The 18898-nt window shown below is 67.7% G+C and carries 20 protein-coding genes; 6 read left to right on the forward strand and 14 right to left on the reverse strand.

Annotated features, from left to right (window positions below; all coding sequences use genetic code 11):
• Positions 1 to 8: 8 nt before the first annotated feature.
• Together B7R21_RS10910 and dapB are read right to left on the reverse strand one after the other, a co-directional pair.
• Positions 9 to 467 carry a tetratricopeptide repeat protein gene (locus B7R21_RS10910; protein WP_172592133.1) on the reverse strand — a complete coding sequence of 153 codons (459 nt, stop codon included), beginning with the start codon at positions 465 to 467 and terminating at the stop codon, positions 9 to 11.
• A complete protein-coding gene (gene dapB / locus B7R21_RS10915; protein WP_116283295.1) occupies positions 464 to 1297 on the reverse strand; it encodes a 4-hydroxy-tetrahydrodipicolinate reductase in 834 nt (277 codons plus the stop codon). Before dapB ends, B7R21_RS10910 begins: the two co-directional genes overlap by 4 nt.
• Positions 1298 to 1332: 35 nt before the next feature.
• Between dapB and B7R21_RS10920 the strand changes: the two genes are divergently transcribed.
• The gene (locus B7R21_RS10920) at positions 1333 to 1845 is read left to right on the forward strand and encodes a GNAT family N-acetyltransferase (protein ID WP_116283296.1); all 513 of its coding nucleotides are present in this window, start codon (positions 1333 to 1335) and stop codon (positions 1843 to 1845) included.
• 40 nt (positions 1846 to 1885) lie between these two features.
• Here B7R21_RS10920 and B7R21_RS10925 read toward each other — a convergent pair whose 3' ends face one another.
• The 4 genes from B7R21_RS10925 to B7R21_RS10940 form a co-directional block, all read right to left on the reverse strand.
• Complete coding sequence (locus tag B7R21_RS10925; protein WP_116283297.1) at positions 1886 to 2488, reverse strand: histidine phosphatase family protein; 603 nt, start codon at positions 2486 to 2488, stop codon at positions 1886 to 1888.
• Between the two features lie 2 nt (positions 2489 to 2490).
• On the reverse strand, positions 2491 to 3852 hold the full coding sequence (locus B7R21_RS10930) for a M16 family metallopeptidase (protein WP_116283298.1): 1362 nt from the start codon (positions 3850 to 3852) through the stop codon (positions 2491 to 2493).
• A 95-nt stretch (positions 3853 to 3947) separates the two neighbouring features.
• Positions 3948 to 4940, reverse strand: a complete 993-nt coding sequence (locus B7R21_RS10935; RefSeq protein ID WP_116283299.1) for an NADP-dependent oxidoreductase — start codon at positions 4938 to 4940, stop codon at positions 3948 to 3950.
• 170 nt (positions 4941 to 5110) lie between these two features.
• Complete coding sequence (locus B7R21_RS10940) at positions 5111 to 7414, reverse strand: polyribonucleotide nucleotidyltransferase (RefSeq protein WP_116283300.1); 2304 nt, start codon at positions 7412 to 7414, stop codon at positions 5111 to 5113.
• Positions 7415 to 7721: 307 nt separating this feature from the next.
• Between B7R21_RS10940 and B7R21_RS10945 the strand changes: the two genes are divergently transcribed.
• Positions 7722 to 9248: a GH25 family lysozyme gene (locus tag B7R21_RS10945; protein ID WP_116283301.1), complete on the forward strand. Its 1527-nt coding sequence runs from the start codon at positions 7722 to 7724 to the stop codon at positions 9246 to 9248.
• Between the two features lie 31 nt (positions 9249 to 9279).
• On the opposite strand, the gene B7R21_RS10950 is transcribed toward B7R21_RS10945, so the two are convergent.
• The 4 genes from B7R21_RS10950 to B7R21_RS10965 all read right to left on the reverse strand — a co-directional run bounded on the left by B7R21_RS10950 (position 9280) and on the right by B7R21_RS10965 (position 11359).
• Positions 9280 to 9951 (reverse strand): hypothetical protein, encoded by a 672-nt coding sequence (locus B7R21_RS10950; RefSeq protein WP_116283302.1) that lies wholly within the window; start codon positions 9949 to 9951, stop codon positions 9280 to 9282.
• A 78-nt stretch (positions 9952 to 10029) separates the two neighbouring features.
• Positions 10030 to 10299, reverse strand: a complete 270-nt coding sequence (gene rpsO / locus B7R21_RS10955) for a 30S ribosomal protein S15 (protein ID WP_104243121.1) — start codon at positions 10297 to 10299, stop codon at positions 10030 to 10032.
• Positions 10300 to 10415: 116 nt separating this feature from the next.
• Entirely contained in the window at positions 10416 to 10805 is a 390-nt protein-coding gene (gene crcB / locus B7R21_RS10960) for a fluoride efflux transporter CrcB (protein WP_116283303.1), read from the reverse strand.
• Positions 10805 to 11359 carry a fluoride efflux transporter FluC gene (locus tag B7R21_RS10965; protein WP_116283304.1) on the reverse strand — a complete coding sequence of 185 codons (555 nt, stop codon included), beginning with the start codon at positions 11357 to 11359 and terminating at the stop codon, positions 10805 to 10807. Before B7R21_RS10965 ends, crcB begins: the two co-directional genes overlap by 1 nt.
• A gap of 40 nt (positions 11360 to 11399) precedes the next feature.
• On the opposite strand from B7R21_RS10965, the gene B7R21_RS10970 reads away from it, so the two are divergent.
• Positions 11400 to 11642, forward strand: coding sequence for a hypothetical protein (locus B7R21_RS10970; protein WP_116283305.1), 243 nt, complete (start codon positions 11400 to 11402; stop codon positions 11640 to 11642).
• 62 nt (positions 11643 to 11704) lie between these two features.
• On the opposite strand, the gene B7R21_RS10975 is transcribed toward B7R21_RS10970, so the two are convergent.
• A complete protein-coding gene (locus B7R21_RS10975) occupies positions 11705 to 12154 on the reverse strand; it encodes a PaaI family thioesterase (RefSeq protein ID WP_253259755.1) in 450 nt (149 codons plus the stop codon).
• 70 nt (positions 12155 to 12224) lie between these two features.
• Here B7R21_RS10975 and B7R21_RS10980 point away from each other — a divergent pair, with 70 nt between their 5' ends.
• Genes B7R21_RS10980 through B7R21_RS10985 form a run of 3 tightly spaced genes read left to right on the forward strand, consistent with a single transcriptional unit; the run spans position 12225 to position 14790 of the window.
• Positions 12225 to 13277, forward strand: a complete 1053-nt coding sequence (locus B7R21_RS10980) for an isopenicillin N synthase family dioxygenase (RefSeq protein WP_116283306.1) — start codon at positions 12225 to 12227, stop codon at positions 13275 to 13277.
• Positions 13274 to 13432, forward strand: a complete 159-nt coding sequence (locus tag B7R21_RS20110; protein ID WP_172592134.1) for a hypothetical protein — start codon at positions 13274 to 13276, stop codon at positions 13430 to 13432. The genes B7R21_RS10980 and B7R21_RS20110 overlap by 4 nt, the downstream gene beginning before the upstream one ends.
• Positions 13429 to 14790, forward strand: a complete 1362-nt coding sequence (locus tag B7R21_RS10985; protein ID WP_172592135.1) for an MFS transporter — start codon at positions 13429 to 13431, stop codon at positions 14788 to 14790. The genes B7R21_RS20110 and B7R21_RS10985 overlap by 4 nt, the downstream gene beginning before the upstream one ends.
• Positions 14791 to 14920: 130 nt before the next feature.
• Here B7R21_RS10985 and B7R21_RS10990 read toward each other — a convergent pair whose 3' ends face one another.
• The 3 genes from B7R21_RS10990 to B7R21_RS11000 all read right to left on the reverse strand — a co-directional run bounded on the left by B7R21_RS10990 (position 14921) and on the right by B7R21_RS11000 (position 18869).
• Complete coding sequence (locus B7R21_RS10990; RefSeq protein ID WP_116283307.1) at positions 14921 to 15292, reverse strand: FKBP-type peptidyl-prolyl cis-trans isomerase; 372 nt, start codon at positions 15290 to 15292, stop codon at positions 14921 to 14923.
• A gap of 4 nt (positions 15293 to 15296) precedes the next feature.
• Positions 15297 to 17564 (reverse strand): HelD family protein, encoded by a 2268-nt coding sequence (locus B7R21_RS10995; protein ID WP_116283308.1) that lies wholly within the window; start codon positions 17562 to 17564, stop codon positions 15297 to 15299.
• 105 nt (positions 17565 to 17669) lie between these two features.
• Positions 17670 to 18869: a PrsW family intramembrane metalloprotease gene (locus B7R21_RS11000; protein ID WP_116283309.1), complete on the reverse strand. Its 1200-nt coding sequence runs from the start codon at positions 18867 to 18869 to the stop codon at positions 17670 to 17672.
• Between the last annotated feature and the right edge of the window lie 29 nt (positions 18870 to 18898).

Consider the following 18898-nt stretch of genomic DNA (forward strand, 5'->3'; position numbering starts at 1 on the left):
GGCCGCGCCTATGCGGCGTTCGGCTGCACCTGGTAGAACGCGATCGCCTGCCGGAGCGCCTTCCGCGCCCGCTTGCGGTCACCGCTCGCGTCGTAGGCGAGACCCAGCCGGAACCATGCCTTCCAGCTCTCGGGCGCAGATTCGACCTCCGCACGGTAGAGCTCGAACTCGGCGTCGGCGTCGGCGCGGTACGGGCGTCCGCTCGGGCGCTTCGGCAGGTCATCCACCGGCAGGTCGTCGTTGTTCCGCAGGATGCCGACGAGCTTCTGGGTGCGGAATCCGAAGAGCAGCTCGCGGTAGAGAGCCCAGGCACCCACCACCGGCAGAACCAGCAGGGCCACACCGATGCCGATGCCGATGCCGGCCGGGTCACCCGTGCCGATGAAAAGCAGGGCGTGCTGGAACATCAGCGCGATGTACATCACGAGCAGCAGGGCCATCACCAGGGCCGCGATCCGGCCCTTCATGCGGTGGTCGCCCGTGCCGCCTGGCCCGAGACCCGCTCCGGCTCGGGCACCCAGCCGTCGTCGGGCGCGGCTGCGGCGCGGAGGAGACGGTTGAGGTCGAGCAGCCTGTCGAGCCCCACGACGACCCCCGTCGCCGTGGTAGCGGCCCGGAGGCCGAGCAGGATTCCCGCCTCGTACGACGTCGACGACAGGGTCTCGTGGCTGAGGGTCAGCACCTCGCCCACGCCGCCGAAGATCACGGACTGCTTCGCGACGACTCCCTGCATCCGGAGGCTGTGCACGGGAACGCTCGCCACCTGCTGGCCTCTCGCCCGCTGGTCGGTGTGCGGAGCGGAGACCGGGCCGACCCCGCTTCGTGCCGCGGCGATGAGTTCGGCGGTGCGCACGGCGGTGCCCGAGGGAGAGTCCACCTTGGTGGCGCCGTGCGCCTCGACGATCTCGATGGAATCGAAGAACTGCGCCGCCATGGCCGCGAAGGCTGTGGCGAGAACCGAGCCGAGCGAGAAGTTCGGCACGATGACCACTCCGGTGCCAGGCGTCGCCGCCACACGGTGCTCGAGGGCGAGGATGCGATCGCCCGACCACCCGGAGGTGCCGACCAGAACGTTGATGCCGTGCGAGACGGCGAAGTCGACCACGGCCTGGCTCGCGGCCGGCACCGTGACATCGAGCACGACGTCGGCCCCGATCATCCCGTCGAGGGCATCCTTCGAGCCCAGCTCGGCGACGATCTCGAACTCGGCTGCGGCACCGGATTCGCGCGTCAGCAGTTCGTGCGCCAGGCGCCCCATCTTGCCCGACGCGCCGACGATGGCCACCTTGGTACTCATAGGGACAATCTACCAAGCGCGCGTAGGCTTTCCCTGTGCGCCTCGTCGAAACCACGGTCACCGATCCGGATGCCCAGCTGCTGCTCGGGCACTACTTCGCCTCCCGTGCTGATGGCTTTCCGCCCGAACTCGGCACGTACCGGGTGACGTTCCCCGACCCGACCCGGTTCGTGCCCCCGCACGGCGTCTTCGTGGTGCTGCGGGGCGACGTGGTGCTGCGGGGCGAGGTGGTGCGGCCGGGTTACGCTGACGTGCCGCTCGGCTGCGGCGGCATCCGGCGCCTGGACACTCCTGACGACGAGACCCCCACCTTCGAGGTGAAACACGTGTGGCTCGAACCTCCAGCGCGCGGGCAGGGCTGGGCGGGCATCCTGATGCAGCACCTCGAAGACCGGGCGAAGAGCCTCGGCGCGGCAGCCGTCGTGCTCGACACGAATGCGAGCCTCCTGGGCGCGGCGAAGCTCTACACGCGGCGCGGCTACGAGAACATCCCGGCCTACAACGACAACCCGAATGCGACGAACTGGTACCGCAAAGCGCTGGCCTGACGGCTGTCCGGAAGCGTGGGAGTGTGGGACGCGCGCGCCGCTAGTACGGCTGCTGGTCGGCGAGGCCTGTGCGGAGTTCCACGGGAAGGTGGCCGAGATCGTTGTGGGTGACCAGCTCGGGCATCCGCCCGCTCCGGTACCGGATGATCGTGAGCCCGCAGTTCGCCTGGTTGACCCCGACCCAGCGCCAACCCGGCGCGCTCAGCGCCTCACGCACGAACCAGCCGATGACGAAGTTGTGGGTGATGAGCAGGTCGTGGGTGGTCTCCCGCGATGGCGTGAGGAACTCGGCCACGGCGTCGGACATCTGCGCCCGTCCGGCGTCGACCTCCTCCTCGGTCACCGAGTTGAAGAACGGTTCGAACGCCTTCGGCATCTCGGGTGAGTACTCGGTGGGCACACAGTCGAACAGCAGGGGCGTGGGTTTCGGATCGAGCGCGGGAAGCTGGCGTGCCATGATGGCAGCCGTCTCCTCAGCCCGCTGCAGGGGCGAGTGCCAGACGCTCTTGAAGGGCACACCACCCAGACGGTCGGCCAGCAGGCGCGCCTGGCGCTCACCGCGCGGCGAGAGCGGGCCGTCGGCGACGCCGTACTCTGCATCGACCTGCTCACCGTGCCTCACCAGATACAGCACATGGCCCATCGTCACTGTTGCACCACCCCGTCGAATGCGCCCGCCTCGAGGGCACCGACCGCGGCGATGGACAACGGCCGCGAACGGAGCTCGGCCGCGAGTTGCTGCACGTCATCCAGCGTCACCGCGTCGAGTCGTCGGAGGCCCTCGTCGAGGTCGGCGAACTCTCCCGTGGTGATCTCCGAGCGGCCGAGACGTGACATGCGGGTGTCGCTGTCTTCGAGCGAGAGGGCCGCCGAGCCCGAGAGCTGGCCCTTGGCGCGGGTCAGTTCGTCTGCCGTGATGCCAGCGGCTGCGAGCTTTCCGAATTCCTCGAGCAGCAGTTCGCTCACCTGGGCCGCGTTCTTCGGCGAGCATCCGGCGTACATGCCGAACAACCCTGCGTCGGAGTAGCCGGCGGCGTAGGAATAGACCGAGTAGGCGAGGCCGCGTTTCTCCCGCACCTCCTGGAAGAGCCGGGACGACATGCCGCCGCCGAAGACGGCGTTCAGCACGCTCAGGGTCGAGCGCCGGTCATCCGTCGCCACCAGGCCCGGGTAGCCGAGCATGACGACGGCCTGCTCGTTGGGCCGGGTGGTGATCGAGAGCGCCGAGCCGCGGGTGAGCACGACAGAGTCGCCAGTGCGTCGCTCGACGGGGCGCGCGGAGCCGGCGAGATCCCAGCCGGCAGCGGCGACGGCCTGCTGCACGCGGGCGACGAGCTCATCGTGGTCGACCGCGCCCGCAACCGTCACCACGAGGTCGTTCGGACGGTAGTTCGCGAGGTAGTGCTCCCAGACGGCGTCACGGGTGACCGCACGGATGGTGTCGCCCGTTCCGCCGATCGGCCGGCCCAGCGGATGATCGCCGAGCACGGCCTCGAACAGGCGCTCTCCCACGACGTCGTTGGGGTCGTCATCCGCCATCGCGAGTTCTTCGAGGATGACTCCGCGTTCGTTGTCGAACTCGACCTCGTCGAGCAGCGACGAAGTGAACATGTCAGCGAGCACGTCGACGGCCATCGGGAGATCCCGATCCTGCACCTTCGCGTAGTAGCAGGTGTACTCCTTGCCGGTGAGGGCGTTGTGCTCACCGCCGACCTGGTCGAACGAGACGGCGATGTCGAGCGCCGTCCGCGACGGGGTGCCCTTGAAGAGCAGGTGCTCGAGGAAGTGGGTCGAGCCGAACCGCGACGGGACGGCCGCGACGGCGCCGAGCTCGTCGCGGGATCCGACCGCCACCCAGAAGCCGATCGTGGCGCTCCGGGCACCGGGAACACGTTCGCTCAGGATCCGGATGCCGCTCGGCAGCACGGAACGCCTCACAAGGGCGTCACCGGAAGCGGTGAGGGACAACTCGGGCAGGTCGAGGGGAAGAGCAACAGCACCGTTCATCGAGACCAACCCTAGCCGATGACACCCCGGAAGACCGGGAGGATGTGCCGCAGACGACGGCCGGGTGGCCGAGCGCTGGTCGTCACGCGCGAACCTCAGTCGCGGGCATCCGAGACGTCACGGGCCTTCATCACGGTCTGGCCGTGAGCCGGCTTCATTCCCAGCACGATCTTTCCCCGGGCGTGGCGCTTCTCGAGATCGTCGAACGCGTCGCGCACGAAACCGAAGGGGTAGTACCCCGAGATCAGCACCGAAACCTGCCTGTCTGCGGCGAGCTGGGCGAGTTTCGTGAGCACGTCGGTGTTGTGCTTCTCGGTCGCTTCGTCGGGGCAGATGGTCTCGAGTTCCAGGTCGCGACGGTGCTCAGTGGAGCTGAAGCGCTTCGGGTCGACACCGAGCTCTTCGGCGAGGGCCGCACCGTTCTGGCCGAAGTTGTCGATGTAGGCGTCGACACCGTCGGGTGCCAGCTTCTCGATGCGCTCGATGATCCCGTCTCCATAGACGACCGGCTTGATGCCGAGCTGGCGCAGGTAGTCGAAGTTCCGTTCGCCGCAGGTGCCGATGACGGTCGCGCCCCGGAGCTTCGCGAGCTGGATCTCGATGCTGCCCACCCCTCCGGCCGCCGCTGAGACCACGACGGTGTCGCCCTGGCCGACACGCACCTGGTCGACGAGGTCGTGGGCGGCGAGCCCGGCCAGGAAGAGCGACCCGGCAACCTCCCACGGAAGCTGCTTCGGCTTCGCCACGAGGCTCGTCGCCTTCACCACGATGTGGTACGCGTGCGACGACATCCGGGCGTGACCGAGCACCTCGGCGTTCCGCTTGAACTGGGTCACCCCGTTGCCCACAGCGATGACGATCCCGGCGAAGTCACTGCCCTGGGTCTGGTGGCGCGAGGTCTCGATCCGATCGGCGAACTGCCCCTGGCGGATGTAGGCCTCGATGTGGTTGATGCCCGCGGCGAGCACTTCGACGAGCACCTCGCCGGGGCCGGGCTCCGGCATCCGCACGTCGACGAACTCGAGCACCTCCACTCCCCCGAACTCGGCGAACTGGACAGACGTGGTGGACAGCGCAGTGCGACTCATGGTGTGCCTTCTCTCTGCTGCGATCATCCGCCCCTGCGGGCCCTCTCGGCAAGAGGTTTCCGGATGCTCGTCCCACCTGATTCCGCGTGGTAGAAGCGGAACGACGGATGCCCGCCAGAACCGCTCGGTGTGAGCAGGTTCTGACGGGCATCCGGGAGGAACGGGTGTGGCTAGCCTTCGGCGGGAGCCGAGGGGCCCTCGCTGTGGGCAGCGGAACCCTCGGTGTCGGCGGCGACGGCCACGAGGTTGTCCTCGAGCGCGGCCTCATCGATCACCGGGGCGAGCGACAGCTTTCCGCGGTCGTCGATCTTGGTGATCTCGACCTGGATCTTCTGGCCGACGCCGAGCACGTCTTCGACGTTCTCGACACGCTTGCCACCGGCGAGCTTCCGGACCTCGCTGATGTGCAGCAGGCCGTCCTTGCCGGGCATGAGCGAGACGAACGCACCGAACGTCGCGATCTTCACGACGGTTCCGAGGAACCGCTCGCCGACCTCGGGGTTGAGGGGGTTCGCGATGGCGTTGACCGCCGCGCGCGCCGCCTCGGCCGACGGGCCGTCGACCGCGCCGATGTAGACGGTGCCGTCGTCCTCGATCGAGATGTCGGCTCCGGTGTCGTCCTGGATCTGGTTGATCGTCTTGCCCTTCGGGCCGATCAGCTCACCGATCTTGTCGACCGGGATCTGGACCGAGATCACGCGGGGCGCGGTCGGGGCCATCTCGTCGGGCGTGGAGATCGCCGCGTTCAGCACCTCGAGGATCGCCGTGCGGGCCGCCTTGGCCTGGCCGAGCGCGCCATCGAGCACCGAGGTGGGGATACCGTCGAGCTTCGTGTCGAGCTGGATAGCCGTGATGAACTCACTCGTACCGGCGACCTTGAAGTCCATGTCGCCGAGCGCGTCTTCGGCGCCGAGGATGTCGGTGAGGGCCGCGTAGCGCGTCTCGCCGTCGACCTCGTCGGAGACGAGACCCATGGCGATGCCGGCGACGGGTGCGCGAAGCGGCACACCGGCGTTCAGCAGCGACAGGGTGGAGGCGCAGACGGAACCCATCGACGTCGAACCGTTGGAACCGAGAGCCTCGGAGACCTGGCGGATGGCGTAGGGGAACTCCTCGCGCGAGGGCAGCACCGGCACGAGGGCGCGCTCGGCGAGGAAGCCGTGCCCGATCTCGCGACGCTTCGGGGTACCCACGCGGCCGGTCTCACCGGTCGAGTAGGGCGGGAAGTTGTAGTGATGCATGTAGCGCTTCTTGGTGACAGGGCTCAGCGAATCGATCTGCTGCTCCATCTTCAGCATGTTCAGCGTGGTGACACCCAGGATCTGGGTCTCGCCGCGCTGGAAGATCGCCGAACCGTGCACGCGGGGAATGACCTCGACCTCGGCGTCCAGCGGACGGATGTCGCTGAGGCCACGGCCGTCGATGCGGATTCCGTCGCGGAGGATACGGCCGCGCACGACGACCTTCGTGACAGCCTTGTAGGCGGCCGAGAACTCGGCGAGCACGACGGCCGGAACGGATCCGGCTTCGACCTGCTCGGATATGGTCGACTTGACGCGGGCCTTGAGTGCGTCATCCGCATCCTGGCGCTCGATCTTGTCGGCGATCTGGTAGATGTTGACGAGTTCGTCGTAGGCGAGGCCCGCAACGGTGTCGTAGGACTCCTTCGAGTACGGCAGGAACACCGGGTACTCGACGATGGCCTTGGCGCTCTGCGAGGCCATGGCGGCCTGGGCGGCGACGAGCTGCTTGATGAACGGCTTCGACGCCTCGAGGCCCTGGCTGACGACAGCCTCGTCGGGCTTGGTGGCGCCGGCCTGGATGAGGCCCCACGCGTGCTCGGTGGCTTCGGCTTCGACCATCATGATCGCGACGTCTTCGTTGCCGTTCCTGTCGGTGACGACCCGGCCGGCCACGACGATGTCGAAGACGGCGTCGACGAGCTGGGCTGCGGTCGGGAAGGCGACCCACTGCGTGCCGATGAGCGCGAGGCGCACCGCACCGATCGGGCCCGAGAACGGAACGCCCGAGATCTGGCTCGACGCGGATGCCGCGTTGATGGCCAGTGCGTCGTAGAACTCGCCCGGGGCGATCGACAGCACGGTGATGACGACCTGCACCTCGTTGCGGAGGCCGGTGACGAACGACGGGCGAAGGGGCCGGTCGATCAGGCGACAGACCAGGATGGCCTCTGTCGAGGGGCGGCCTTCACGGCGGAAGAACGAGCCGGGGATCTTGCCGGCTGCATACGAACGCTCTTCGACGTCGATGGTCAGCGGGAAGAAGTCGAAGTTGTCCTTCGGGTGCTTCGAGACGCTCGTGGCGCTCAACAGCATGGTTTCCTCGTCGAGGTAGGCAGCGACTGCTCCCTGCGCCTGCTGCGCAAGGCGGCCGGTCTCGAAGCGGATCGTGCGGGTGCCGTACGAACCGTTGTCGAGCACGGCTTCGGCGAATGTGATTTCTGGACCCTCCATATGGGGGTTCTCTCCTTTGACTCATTAGTAGTGCACTGCGTTCCGCGCCATACCGGCGCTCAGAACGTCGTCATCCCGTATGGATGACGATCCTCCTCGGAGCAGGGCATGCCTCGGCATGCCTCAGGAGCGATTGACGACTGGCCAACAGTAGAAATACACCGAGCGGGCGGCTCCACCCTCGGGATACCACCACCGGTGACCAGTTCCGTACCTGGCTGCTCCGTTTGTAGCACCTCCAGTCTACTCCCGGGGTCCGAATGCGCCTAGCGGCGCGCCCGGGGAGTAGTTGTGCTAAACTGAGCAGATGTCACCTCTCTCCCGCACGGGTATTGCACTGGCCACCGTCGCCCTCCTGCTCCTCGGTGTGCCCGTGGCCCATGCCGAGTCGGCTCCGGATGGCGCGCCCTCGCTCGAGCAGCAGAATGCTGCGCACGACCATGTGATGGGTGCAACACTCGACGCTGAGGAGCCGGGCGACCCGTCACTCGGGCCGCAGGTCGCGACGGAGGCACGCACGGCGGCATCGGCAACGGGCACGCACGTGCTCGGCATGGATGTGAGCGGCTGGCAGGAGAGCGTCGACTGGAACACCGCGTGGTCGAATGGCGCGCGATTCGCCTACATCAAGACCACCGAGAGCAACGACTACGCATCGAGTCACTTCGCGGGCCAGTGGTCGGGAGCGACCGGCGTCGGGATGGTGCGCGGTGCGTACCACTTCGCGAATCCCTTCGAGTCGACAGGTGCCGTCCAGGCCAACTGGTTTGTCGACCACGGCGGCCGGTGGAGCCCTGACGGGCGCACGCTGCCGCCGCTGCTCGACATCGAGTACGACCCCTATACCGGGTCAGACCACACGAACAGCTGCTACGGGCTGAGCCAGGCTGTCACGGTGGCGTGGATCCGCGAGTTCTCGAACACGGTGCTCGCGCGGACGGGCGTGCTCCCCGCGATCTACACCACGACGAACTGGTGGAAGCTCTGCACCGGCAACTCGTCATCGTTCGGTGCGAATCCGCTGTTCATTGCGCGCTGGCCCGAGAACATCTCGGACGGCGCCGGCACCCTCCCCGCCGGATGGTCGGACTACTCGATCTGGCAGTACGCCAGCGCCGGCACATTCCCCGGCGACCAGGACCTGTTCAACGGCGACTACTCCCAGCTGCACCTGTTCGCCTCGAACGGTCAGACCCCCACCGGCGGGCCGTCCCTCGACGCCAACTACATCTCTGCGCTCTACCAGGACTACCTCGATCGGTTCCCGAGCGCGGCGGACATCAATTTCTGGGAGGGGTTCCTCGCCACAGGCTCACCCCGGTCCAGCATCGCCGCCAGCTTCGTCGACAGCGACGAGTACCGCCTGAAGCGGATCGATGCCGCCTACAAGGACATCCTCGGCCGTCAGGCAGAGGAGAGCGGCCGCCAGAACTGGCTGCGGGCGATGCAGGCCGGGGTCATCACGACCGATGACATCGAGACATCGTTCTACGCCTCAGACGAGTACTACCAGCGGCATGGCGGCACCGACACGAGTTTCGCCAAGGCGCTCTACAACACGCTGCTCGAGCGCGATGGCGGGGCATCGGAGTACGCCTTCTGGGCGGGTCTCACCCGCCAGCAGGGCCGGGCATGGGTCACCGCGCAGTTCTGGGACTCGACCGAGACCATCAGCAAGCGCGTGGCGGCGATGTACAACCGCTACCTGGGTCGACAGCCCGATCCGAGCGGTCTCACCACCTGGGTCGCGCTCGACCTGCAACTCGGCGACTCCGGAGTGCGCGCCGGGCTCACGAGCAGCGGCGAGTACTTCGGCAGGGCGCAGGCGCGCTGAGCTGGACTCGCCTCCCCTCAGAAGGAAGGACCTATGCCTCGGAGCCCGCGTCCGACTCGGGCAGGATACTCAGGGCAGAGCCCAGTCGCACATCGAGCCGGTAGTTCCTCCTGCGGGGCTCGATTGGCGTATCGCGGGTGCTGAACGGTGAGACACGGACCGCGACAGGAACCTCGCGGATCGTGAGCTCCACCGTGCGGTACACCCCGCGGGCCGCCAGGGGCCGGAGGGCCGAGTCGATCTGCTGGTCGATCTCCTTCGGCAGGTAACCGACCCGGTACACCTTGCCAGAAGCGACGGCGTCGACGGCCACCCGGATGTCGCGCCCGAGCCAGGCTGTCGCGCCCGGGACCAGCACCGCGATGACCTCAGTGCCGGCACGGGCGACCGTCGCCTCGACGCTGGCCCTGTGCCGATGGCCGTCGATGACGGGGAACGTCTGCGTTCCGGGCAGGGGAACCAGCCTCAGCTGATCGGTGAGCACGAGCGAACCTTCACCGTCGCGCCGGAGAGACCGCACGAACAGCGGAAGCACCAGCAGCACAGCCGCGGCCACCGCAGCGAGAAGGAGGACGGTGAGGGCGAGGGGGCTGACGACGGGGAGATCGAGCCGCTGGAACAGCGCCGCGACCAGCGAGAGCACCAGAACGAGCGCCGCGAGGAAGGGATCCCAGCGCCAGAGGGGAAGTCGTCTACGTTTCATGGGAGGTATGGAAATGGGCCGCTCCTCCCGCAGGAGGAACGGCCCATCCGCCAAGAAACGGTCTGAATCAGACGCAATCTATCGGCGAAGGCCCAGACGCGCGATCAGCGAACGGTAACGCTCGATGTCGACGCTCTGCAGGTAGCCGAGGAGTCGGCGACGCTGACCGACCAGCAGCAACAGGCCGCGACGTGAGTGGTGGTCGTGCTTGTGAAACTTGAGGTGCTCCGTGAGATCGAGGATGCGAGTGGTCAGCATTGCGACCTGCACCTCGGGAGAACCGGTGTCACCTGGGTGGGTGGCGTACTCGTCGATGATGGCTTTCTTGGCATCTGGCGTAAGTGGCATAGATGACCCCTTTTCTCTCATTGCGCGGCGCCCATCACAGATTGTGTGGGCTCTCTTGATCCGCGGCCGTTCGACGGCAACCTTGCGAGTTTAGCACCGAATTGCCCGGGCAGCCGCTATGAACCGGCGATGAGGGTTCCGAGCCAGAATCCGGCACCGGCCAGCAGCACGGAGACCACGAGCATCCCGACGCCATTGCAGAGGGCTGCTCCGTAGCGGCCGGCCTGCAGAAGCCGGACCGTCTCGAAACTCGCTGTGCTGAACGTGGTGTAACCGCCGAGCAGACCCGTTCCGAGCATCAGCCGCCAGTCATTCGACAGAACCTGGCCGAGCGCCAACGACGTGACGAAGCCGAGGAGCATCGCTCCGCTGAGGTTGATGACCGTCGTACCGAAAGGGTATCGCGATCCGAGACGGGACCGGACGACCCCATCCACGACGAAGCGGATGATCGCCCCGAGGCCTCCGGAGACAGCCACCAGAACGGTGAGGAGAAGTGCCGCCATCAGCGCTTACCCCCTGTACTGTCCGAACCCGTGGCACGGCGATCCGCCCGCCGGTTCGCCCGGATACCGACAGCGATTCCGAGGATGCTCGCCGCCACGCCAGCCACAAGGGTGCCCATGGCGTACAGAAGGGCGAGGCCGACCCTTCCCTCATGGAGGAGCGTGAGGGTGTCGACGGAGAGTGCGCTGTAGGTGGTGAAGCCGCCGAGAGCACCGGTTCCGAGCAGCAGCCGGAGCACCCGGCGGCGGCCCCTGTCCTCGCCCCGGCGCACGAGGTTCTCGAGCAGCAGGCCGAGCAGGAAGGCGCCGACCGCGTTGATCACCAGCGTGATGACCGGCACACCGCCCACCGGTTCGACCATCTGCTGCAGCGTGTAGCGCGCGAGCGTTCCAGCGGCACCGCCCACACCGACGATCAGAAGGAAGATCGGGCGGAGGTGCACCGGTCGAGAGCTCGCCACAGCTTCGAGCGACCCGGTCTCGATGTCGTCGACCTCGACATCGCTGTCATAGGGGAGCTCGTAATCACCGGGCGCGGGGTCGCTGTCACTCATCATCACCAGCCTACGATCCCCGACGCCCTAAACTCGGGCCATGAGCAACTACGAATTCGGGGGACGCAGCGATATCGAGAAATCCCTCGACATGCTGGTCAACCTCGACAACGCGCAGTCGAACGCCCTGGCCGTTCTCGAGATCGACTCGGAGATCGAGCGCCTGCAGCGCGAGCTCGACAAATACGACGTCAACCCGAACCACGTTCCCGACGCCGACTTCATCGAGATCCTGAGCGGATACGTCGAACGCGCCGACGACTGGAACGCGTCGAAGGCGTAACCCGGCATCCGGTCAGCCGCTGCGTAGAGACTCTGCGGAGGGACGCTGCGCAGTGCCGCCCGTCATCGCTGGATGACCAGCAGCGTCGACGTCGCTGTCGCGAGCAGGCGCCCCTGGGCATCCGTCAGCGTCGCCTCGGTGAACGCGGCCCGGCCACCCATCTTGATCACCCGGCCCGTTGCGCGCACCTCGCCTGTGTCGACCGTCATGCCGCGAAGGTACGACACCTTCAGTTCGAGCGTGGTGTACGCCTGGTCCGCTCTCAGCAGGGAGTGCACGGCGCAGCCGCACGCCGAGTCGAGCAGCGCCGCCGCGTAACCGCCGTGCACGGAACCGATCGGGTTGTAGACGTCGGCGGTCGGTGTGCCCGTGAAGACGGCCGTGCCCTCGCCGACCTCGATGAGGTCGAAGTTCATCGTGCGGCCGATGTTGGGCTGCGTACCGGCATCGATGAGGGCCTTCAACTGTTCGATCCCGGTCAGACCGGGTGCCACGTCATCAGCGAGCGTCACGATTGTTCTCGAAGCGTCATATTTCTCTCCGCGGGGATGGGGGTCGGTCCCCCGACGTTATCGTTGATCCATGGCAATCACTACGTCCCTCGCGGCTGGCAGCGACCTCCGTCTGCCGGTCCTCGATCTCTCCCGGCTCGACCGGGGCGACACCGAAGCCGAGGCATTCCGCTCCGAACTCCGTCAGGCGACCCACGAATTCGGCTTCTTCTACCTCACCGGCCACGGGGTTCCGCAACCTCTCATCGACAGGGTGATCGGAACGGCCAGAGAGTTCTTCGCGCTTCCCGAGGCCGACAAGCTGGCGATCGAGAACCTGCAGAGCGCGCAGTTCCGCGGCTACACCCGCGTCGGCGGCGAACTGACCCAGGGAAAGGTCGACTGGCGCGAACAGATCGACATCGGCGCAGAACGCGAGCCCGTGGACCGTTCCGACGGTGTCGCCGACTACTGGCGACTGGAGGGCCCGAACCAGTGGCCGGCCGCCCTGCCCGAGCTCCGCGAGGTGATGAGTGAGTGGCGTGAGGCCCTTTCCGAGGTGGCCCTCACCCTGATGCGCGCGTGGGCGGTCTCGCTCGGCTCCCCCGCCGATGTCTTCGACGAGGCCTTCGCCGACAAGCCCTTCCCGCTGATCAAGATCGTTCGCTACCCCGGCAAGAGCGACCCCGAACCCCAGCAGGGCGTGGGTGCGCACAAGGACTCCGGCGTACTCACCCTGCTCTTCGTCGAAGACGGCAAAGGGGGCCTCCAGGTCGAGAAGGACGGCGAGTGGATCGACGCTCCCCCGCTGCCCGGAACGTTCGTCGTCAACATCGGCGAGTTGCTCGAAGTCGCGACCGACGGCTACCTCAAGGCCACCGTGCACCGGGTCATCTCACCCCGGATCGGTGATGACCGCATCTCGATCCCGTTCTTCTACAGCCCCGCGCTGGATGCGAAGGTGCCCGCTCTCCCGCTTCCGCCCGAGCTGGCGCGGGATGCCGCGGGGGTGACCCTCGACCCCCGGAACCCGATCTACAACACCTACGGCGAGAACGCCCTGAAGTCGAGGCTCCGCGCACATCCGGATGTCGCGGCGATCCACCACCCCGACCTGGCCGGCGGCCGGTCGGACGCCTCATGACCCAGCCCACGGGAGACAGCGTGGAGGTTCGCGACAACCCCGGCTCTCAGCGGTACGAGGCGTGGTTCCGCGGAGAGATCGCCGGCTACATCCGCACACACCCTGAGTTCCTGGATCTCGTCCCGGGCCCGGTGCAGAAGCGCCTCGACCTGTGAGCGAGGTCCCGGGGAGACCCGCAGCCGCGCCCTCACCCGGTTCTTCGACACCCGCGCCACCCACGCGCAGCCGGTTCGTCGACCTCACCCCCCTGAAGCGGAGTCCCGCCTTCGCGAGGCTCTGGGGTGGCGCCGCCATCTCGGGCATCGGCGGCCAGATGACCATCGTCGCGGTGGGCCTGCACATCTACGACCTCACCCAGTCGACGTTCGCCGTGTCGCTGGTGGGCATCATCGCGCTGCTGCCGATGATCGTCTTCGGACTCTACGGCGGCATCCTCGCCGATTCGTTCGACCGTCGACTGGTCGCTCTGGTCGCCGGTGTCGTCGCCTGGGCGTCGACCGCCGTGCTGGCCTCCCTCGCGTGGCTGCGGATCGATGTGGTCTGGCCGTTCTACCTGCTCGCCACGGTCATCGCGGTCGCTGCCGTCGTGATCGGCTCCACCCGCCAGTCGATCGTGCCGCGCCTCCTGCCGAAGGAACTGCTGCCGGCAGCATCGGCTCTGAACGGCATCAGCGTCGGGGCCCAGATCACCATCGGCCCCGCGCTGGCCGGTGTGCTGGTGGCGACGGTCGGATTCCAGTGGACCTACACCGTCGACGTCGTGCTCTTCGTGGCCGCCTTCTCAGGCATCGTCTCGCTGCCGAAGATCGTGCCGGAGGGCGACCTGAAGCGGCCCGGGTTCGCGTCGCTGGTGGACGGCATGCGCTTTCTGAAGAGCGCGCCGAACGTGCGCATGACGTTCATCCTGGACATCATCGCGATGACCTTCGGCCAGCCCCGGGTGCTGTTCCCGGCGGTCGGCGCCGTGCTGCTCGGCGGCGGGGCGATCACCGTGGGCATCCTCACCGCGGCTGCGGCGATCGGGGCACTCTTCAGCAGCATCCTCTCGGGTCGCCTCGGGCACGTTCGCTGGCAGGGCCGCGCGGTCGGCAGCGCCATCACGGTCTACGGCCTGTTCATAGCCGGGTTCGGCCTGGTGCTGCTGGTGTCGTCGGGAACAGGCCTCCACGGCATCACCGAGTCGATCACCGATGCGAACATCCCGGCGCTCATCGTCGCTGCCGTCATGCTCGCCGGATCGGGAGCCGCCGACAATGTGAGCGCGATCTTCCGCAACACGATCCTCCAGGCGGCCGTGCCCGACGGAATGCGGGGACGCATCCAGGGCGTCTTCATGGTGGTCGTCACCGGCGGCCCGCGCCTCGGCGATGCCTACATCGGCATCCTGTCGGCGTTCGCCTTCCTGTGGATCCCCCCGCTGATGGGCGGCGTCTTCATCGTCGTGCTGGTTCTGGCGATCGTGCGGGGCAACAAGCGGTTCCGCCAGTACGACGCCCTGGCACCGACCCCCTGAGTCGCAGACCCCCCGAGGCGCAGACCCCCTGAGCTGATGGTGCGCTACCACCATGAAAAGAGGCTCGCCGCCCGGGGTCCTGTGGACGGCCCGGTGGCGGCGAGCCTGACGTTGAAGATGTGGAGGGTGCCTAGCTGACGCCCTTGAGGTCGATGACGAAGATGAGGGTGCGGCCGGAGAGCGCGTGACCGCCACCCGCAGCACCGTAGGCCAGTGCGGGCGGAACGGTGAGCTTGCGGCGACCGCCGACCTTCATGCCGGGGATGCCCTGCTGCCAGCCCGCGATCAGCTGACGGAGCGGGAAGTTGATCGAGGTACCACGGCTCCACGACGAGTCGAACTCGTCGCCGGATTCGTAGTCGACGCCGAGGTAGTGCACATCGACGGTCGAACCGGCGGTGGCTTCGGGGCCGTCGCCTTCGACGATGTCGAGGATTTCGAGACCCTCGGGGGCGGGGCCGTCGGGGGCGTCGAGTTCTGGCTTGGTGTTGAGATCTGTCATAGCTCTATCCAACCACGTCAGCTTCGACCACGAAGGTCAGCCGCTGCGTCGGCCGGGTCATCGCCACGTAGAGCGCCGACGCACCGCGCGGGATGTCGGTGAGGATGCGCTCGGGATCCACGATCACCACCGAGTCGAACTCCAGCCCCTTCGCCTCCTGCGGGGTCATCACCGCGACCTGACGGGTGAGCCCGGCCGCCCCGAGACCCACCTCGCCGGGGAGGGCCGCGCTGAGCGTGTCGAACGTGCTCTGCAGCAGGTCGGGCAGCACGATGACACCGGTCGTTCCGAGGGACGCGATCCGTCGGTCCGCCAGCACCGCTTCGAGAGTCGAGCGCACCGTCGTGATCGGCCACTCGCTCTCCCGCACCGACGTCGAGCGGGTCACGGGCAGGCCCCGACGCTCGGCCATCTCCTGGGCGGCCTCGGCGATCTGGGTGGGGGTCCGGTAGTTCACCGTCAACTCCTCGAGCCGCCAGCCCTCGCCCTGCTTCGTGCGGCCGACGAGCGGCGCGACGGCCTCGCTCCAGCTGCGCGCGCTCGATGCCGCGCTGGCCTGGGCGATGTCGCCGACGATCGTGAACGAGCGGAGCGGCCCGCGGCGCCGGAGGAGGCGCCACTGCATCGGCGAGAGCTCCTGCGCCTCGTCGACCACGATGTGACCGTAGGTCCAGGTGCGGTCGGCCGCAGCCCGCTCGGCCGTGGTCGCCCGCGACGCCTGCTCGGCGAAGGTGTCGGCCAGATCTTCGGCGTGCACGAGCCCTTCGACATCCATGTTCCGGATGGCGTTCTCGGCGTTCTCGACATCGCGCTTCCGCTGCTTCTTGGCCTCGCGGTCGACGGCGGCATTCCGGTCGTTGTGTTCACCCAGGTGCTCCGCTGCCTCGTCGAGCAGCGGCACATCGGAGACCGTGAACGGGGCGTCGCGGCCCCGGCGGAGGAGCGCGCGCTTCTCGGGACTCCAGTTCGGGGTGAGGCCGGCTAGCCACTGCGGGCGCGCATAGAGATCCTGCAGGAGCTTCTGCGGGGTGAGCGGAATCCACGCCGTGTTCAGCGCCACACGCACGTCGTACGCCGAACGGAGGTCTTCGCGGAGCATCCCGTAGTCGTCCTCGTCGACGGTGTTGCCGTGCGAACGCAGCTGCGCGGCGAGGGATCGGGTCATGTCGTTCAGAGCCGTCTTGACGAAAGTGACCCGCGCCTCGTTGTACGGCTTCCGACTCTCGTTCGCCCGGGTGATGGCCGTGGCGATCACGTGCGGCTCGAGGGTGAGCGACTCGCCGTTCACGTCGAGAACCTGCGCCTCATTGGGCACCTGCTGGCGGGAGCGGATGGCACGCTCGATCAGCGACGCCATCTCGGTGGCGCCCTTGACCCTCGCGACCTCGGGCGCATCTTCGACCGTCGCGTCGACTCCCGGGTAGAGCTGGCCCACGCTCGCGAGCACGACTCCGGTCTCGCCGAGGCTCGGCAGCACCGCCTCGATGTACTGCAGGAACGCGCGCGACGGACCGACCACGAGCACTCCGGAGGAGCGCAGCCGATCGCGAAACGAATACAGCAGGTAGGCCGCCCGGTGCAGCGCCACAGCGGTCTTGCCCGTACCTGGTCCGCCCTGTACGACGAGCACGCCGGGCAGCTCCGAACGGATGATGCGATCCTGCTCGGCCTGGATCGTCGCCACGATGTCGTGCATCCGGCCGGTGCGCTCGGCCGAGAGTGACGCCATCAGTGCACCCTCCCCCTGCAGCGCGCTCGCCTCGTCGTCGGTGATCGAGGCGCCGTCGAAGATCTCGTCCTCGATCTTCACGATCTTCCGGCCCCGGCTGAGCAGGTGCCGGCGGGACCGGATGCCCATCGGCGTGGCCGCCGTGGCCTGGTAGAAGGGGCCCGCCTGCGGCACGCGCCAGTCGAGCAGGATCGGCCTCAGGTTCTCGTCCCTGAGGCCGATGCGACCGATGTAACGGAAGCGCCCGTCGTCGTCGGTGTCGGCTGCGCCGGCAACGGTGCCTGCTCCACCATCGCCGCGCTCGGGCTCGGCCACCTCGAGGCGACCGAAAGCCAGGCGTTCGTCCACCTCGTTCAGCTGCACGATGCGGTCTTCGAACACCCTCGCGAAGGCATCGCGCTCTGAGCGACTCTGGTGGTTGCCCCCCACATCCTGGCGGTGCACCCGCTCGAGCTGCCGCTGGGCATCCGTCCGCAGCTCGTCGAGGCGCGCATAGAGAGTCGCAACGTAGTCACGCTCTCGATCAAGCTCGGAAGAAACCACGTGTGCACCCCTAAAAAATCCGGCACACAATTCTAGCCCGGCCACGAAGGCCCGGCGGCCCGGCAGCGCTCGGCGGGCGAGTAGCGCTCGGTCGGCCAGTGGCGCTCAGCCGACCAGCAGAGCGGCCCGGTCGGACACGACGGCGGCCAGCAGGTCGGATTCCTGCTGCTCGACGCCGATCCGGTTGCGGCCCGTGATGAGGCGCTGACGGGTGAAGGCCAGGGCCGTCGAATCGTGGATGAACCGGCGCATCTGCTTTGTCTTCGCAACAGGCTGCCGGCGCGCCCAGGCCGTGGCCGACCGGCGCCCGCGGCCGGTCGAGAGCATGTCGACCTCGGCCGGCACGAACCAGCCCGCCTCCTGGTATTCGGTGAGCCGTGCGCGGGTGAGCCTCGCCTCCGCGCGGCGGAGGAGCACCACCCCCACGATCGCCACGGCGAAGAGCGGCACCTGGATGACCGCGTAGGCGAAGAGGAATCCTTCGATGCCCTCGGCGACGACCGTGCTTCCGTTCCAGAGGGCGTGCAGCAGCATCGCGCAGAACAGCCCCGCGAGGAACAGCCCGGCGACCGGCCAGAACCCGCGGCGCCGGGAGGCGAAACCGAGCGCGATGCCGGTGCAGGAGGTGAACATGACGTGGGCGAACGGTCCCATGATGCCGCGGAGCGCGAACGTGACCCCCAGCGAGACTCCCCCGCCCTCGATCAGCGACGATCCGAAGTAGAGGATGTTCTCGGTGAACGCGAAGCCTCCCGCGACGGTCGCGGCGTAGACCAGGCCGTCGACGGGACCGTCGAACGTGCGCCGCAGCACGAGGAAGATGAGCAGCACGCCGAGGCCCTTCGCGCTCTCCTCGACGATCGGCGCCTGCACCACGGCGCCGAAGACGTCACTCGGCACGGCCTGCCCGTCGCTGGCCACATAGACGAGGATCTGCACGCCGGCGTCGACCAGCAGGGCGAGGGCCACGGATGCTGCGGCCCCCCAGAGGAACGCGAACCAGAGGGCGCCGCGGGGCTCGGGCTCCCAGCGGTCGATGAGCCGCACGACGAGCAGCACCACGGTGAGCGGAATGAGCGCGATGATTCCGCAGATGAGAGCGGCGACGGGCCCGATCGAGAGCATCACGTAGCCGAGCACCAACAGGAACACGAAACTGAGCACACACAGCACGATCACTCCCAGCACGAATCCGGTGCTGACCGGCTTCTTCGGGGTCGGTGCCGACCAGACCGGGGTGGGCGGCGCCTCGGCGGGGCTCGGTGAAACGGCAGGAGGCGTGCCTCCGACGGACGCAATCGTCATGATGATTCCTCAGATCAGATGTTATTCGA

Origin of the sequence: Subtercola boreus, assembly GCF_003399625.1 — a bacterium.
Classification (GTDB): domain Bacteria; phylum Actinomycetota; class Actinomycetes; order Actinomycetales; family Microbacteriaceae; genus Subtercola; species Subtercola boreus_C.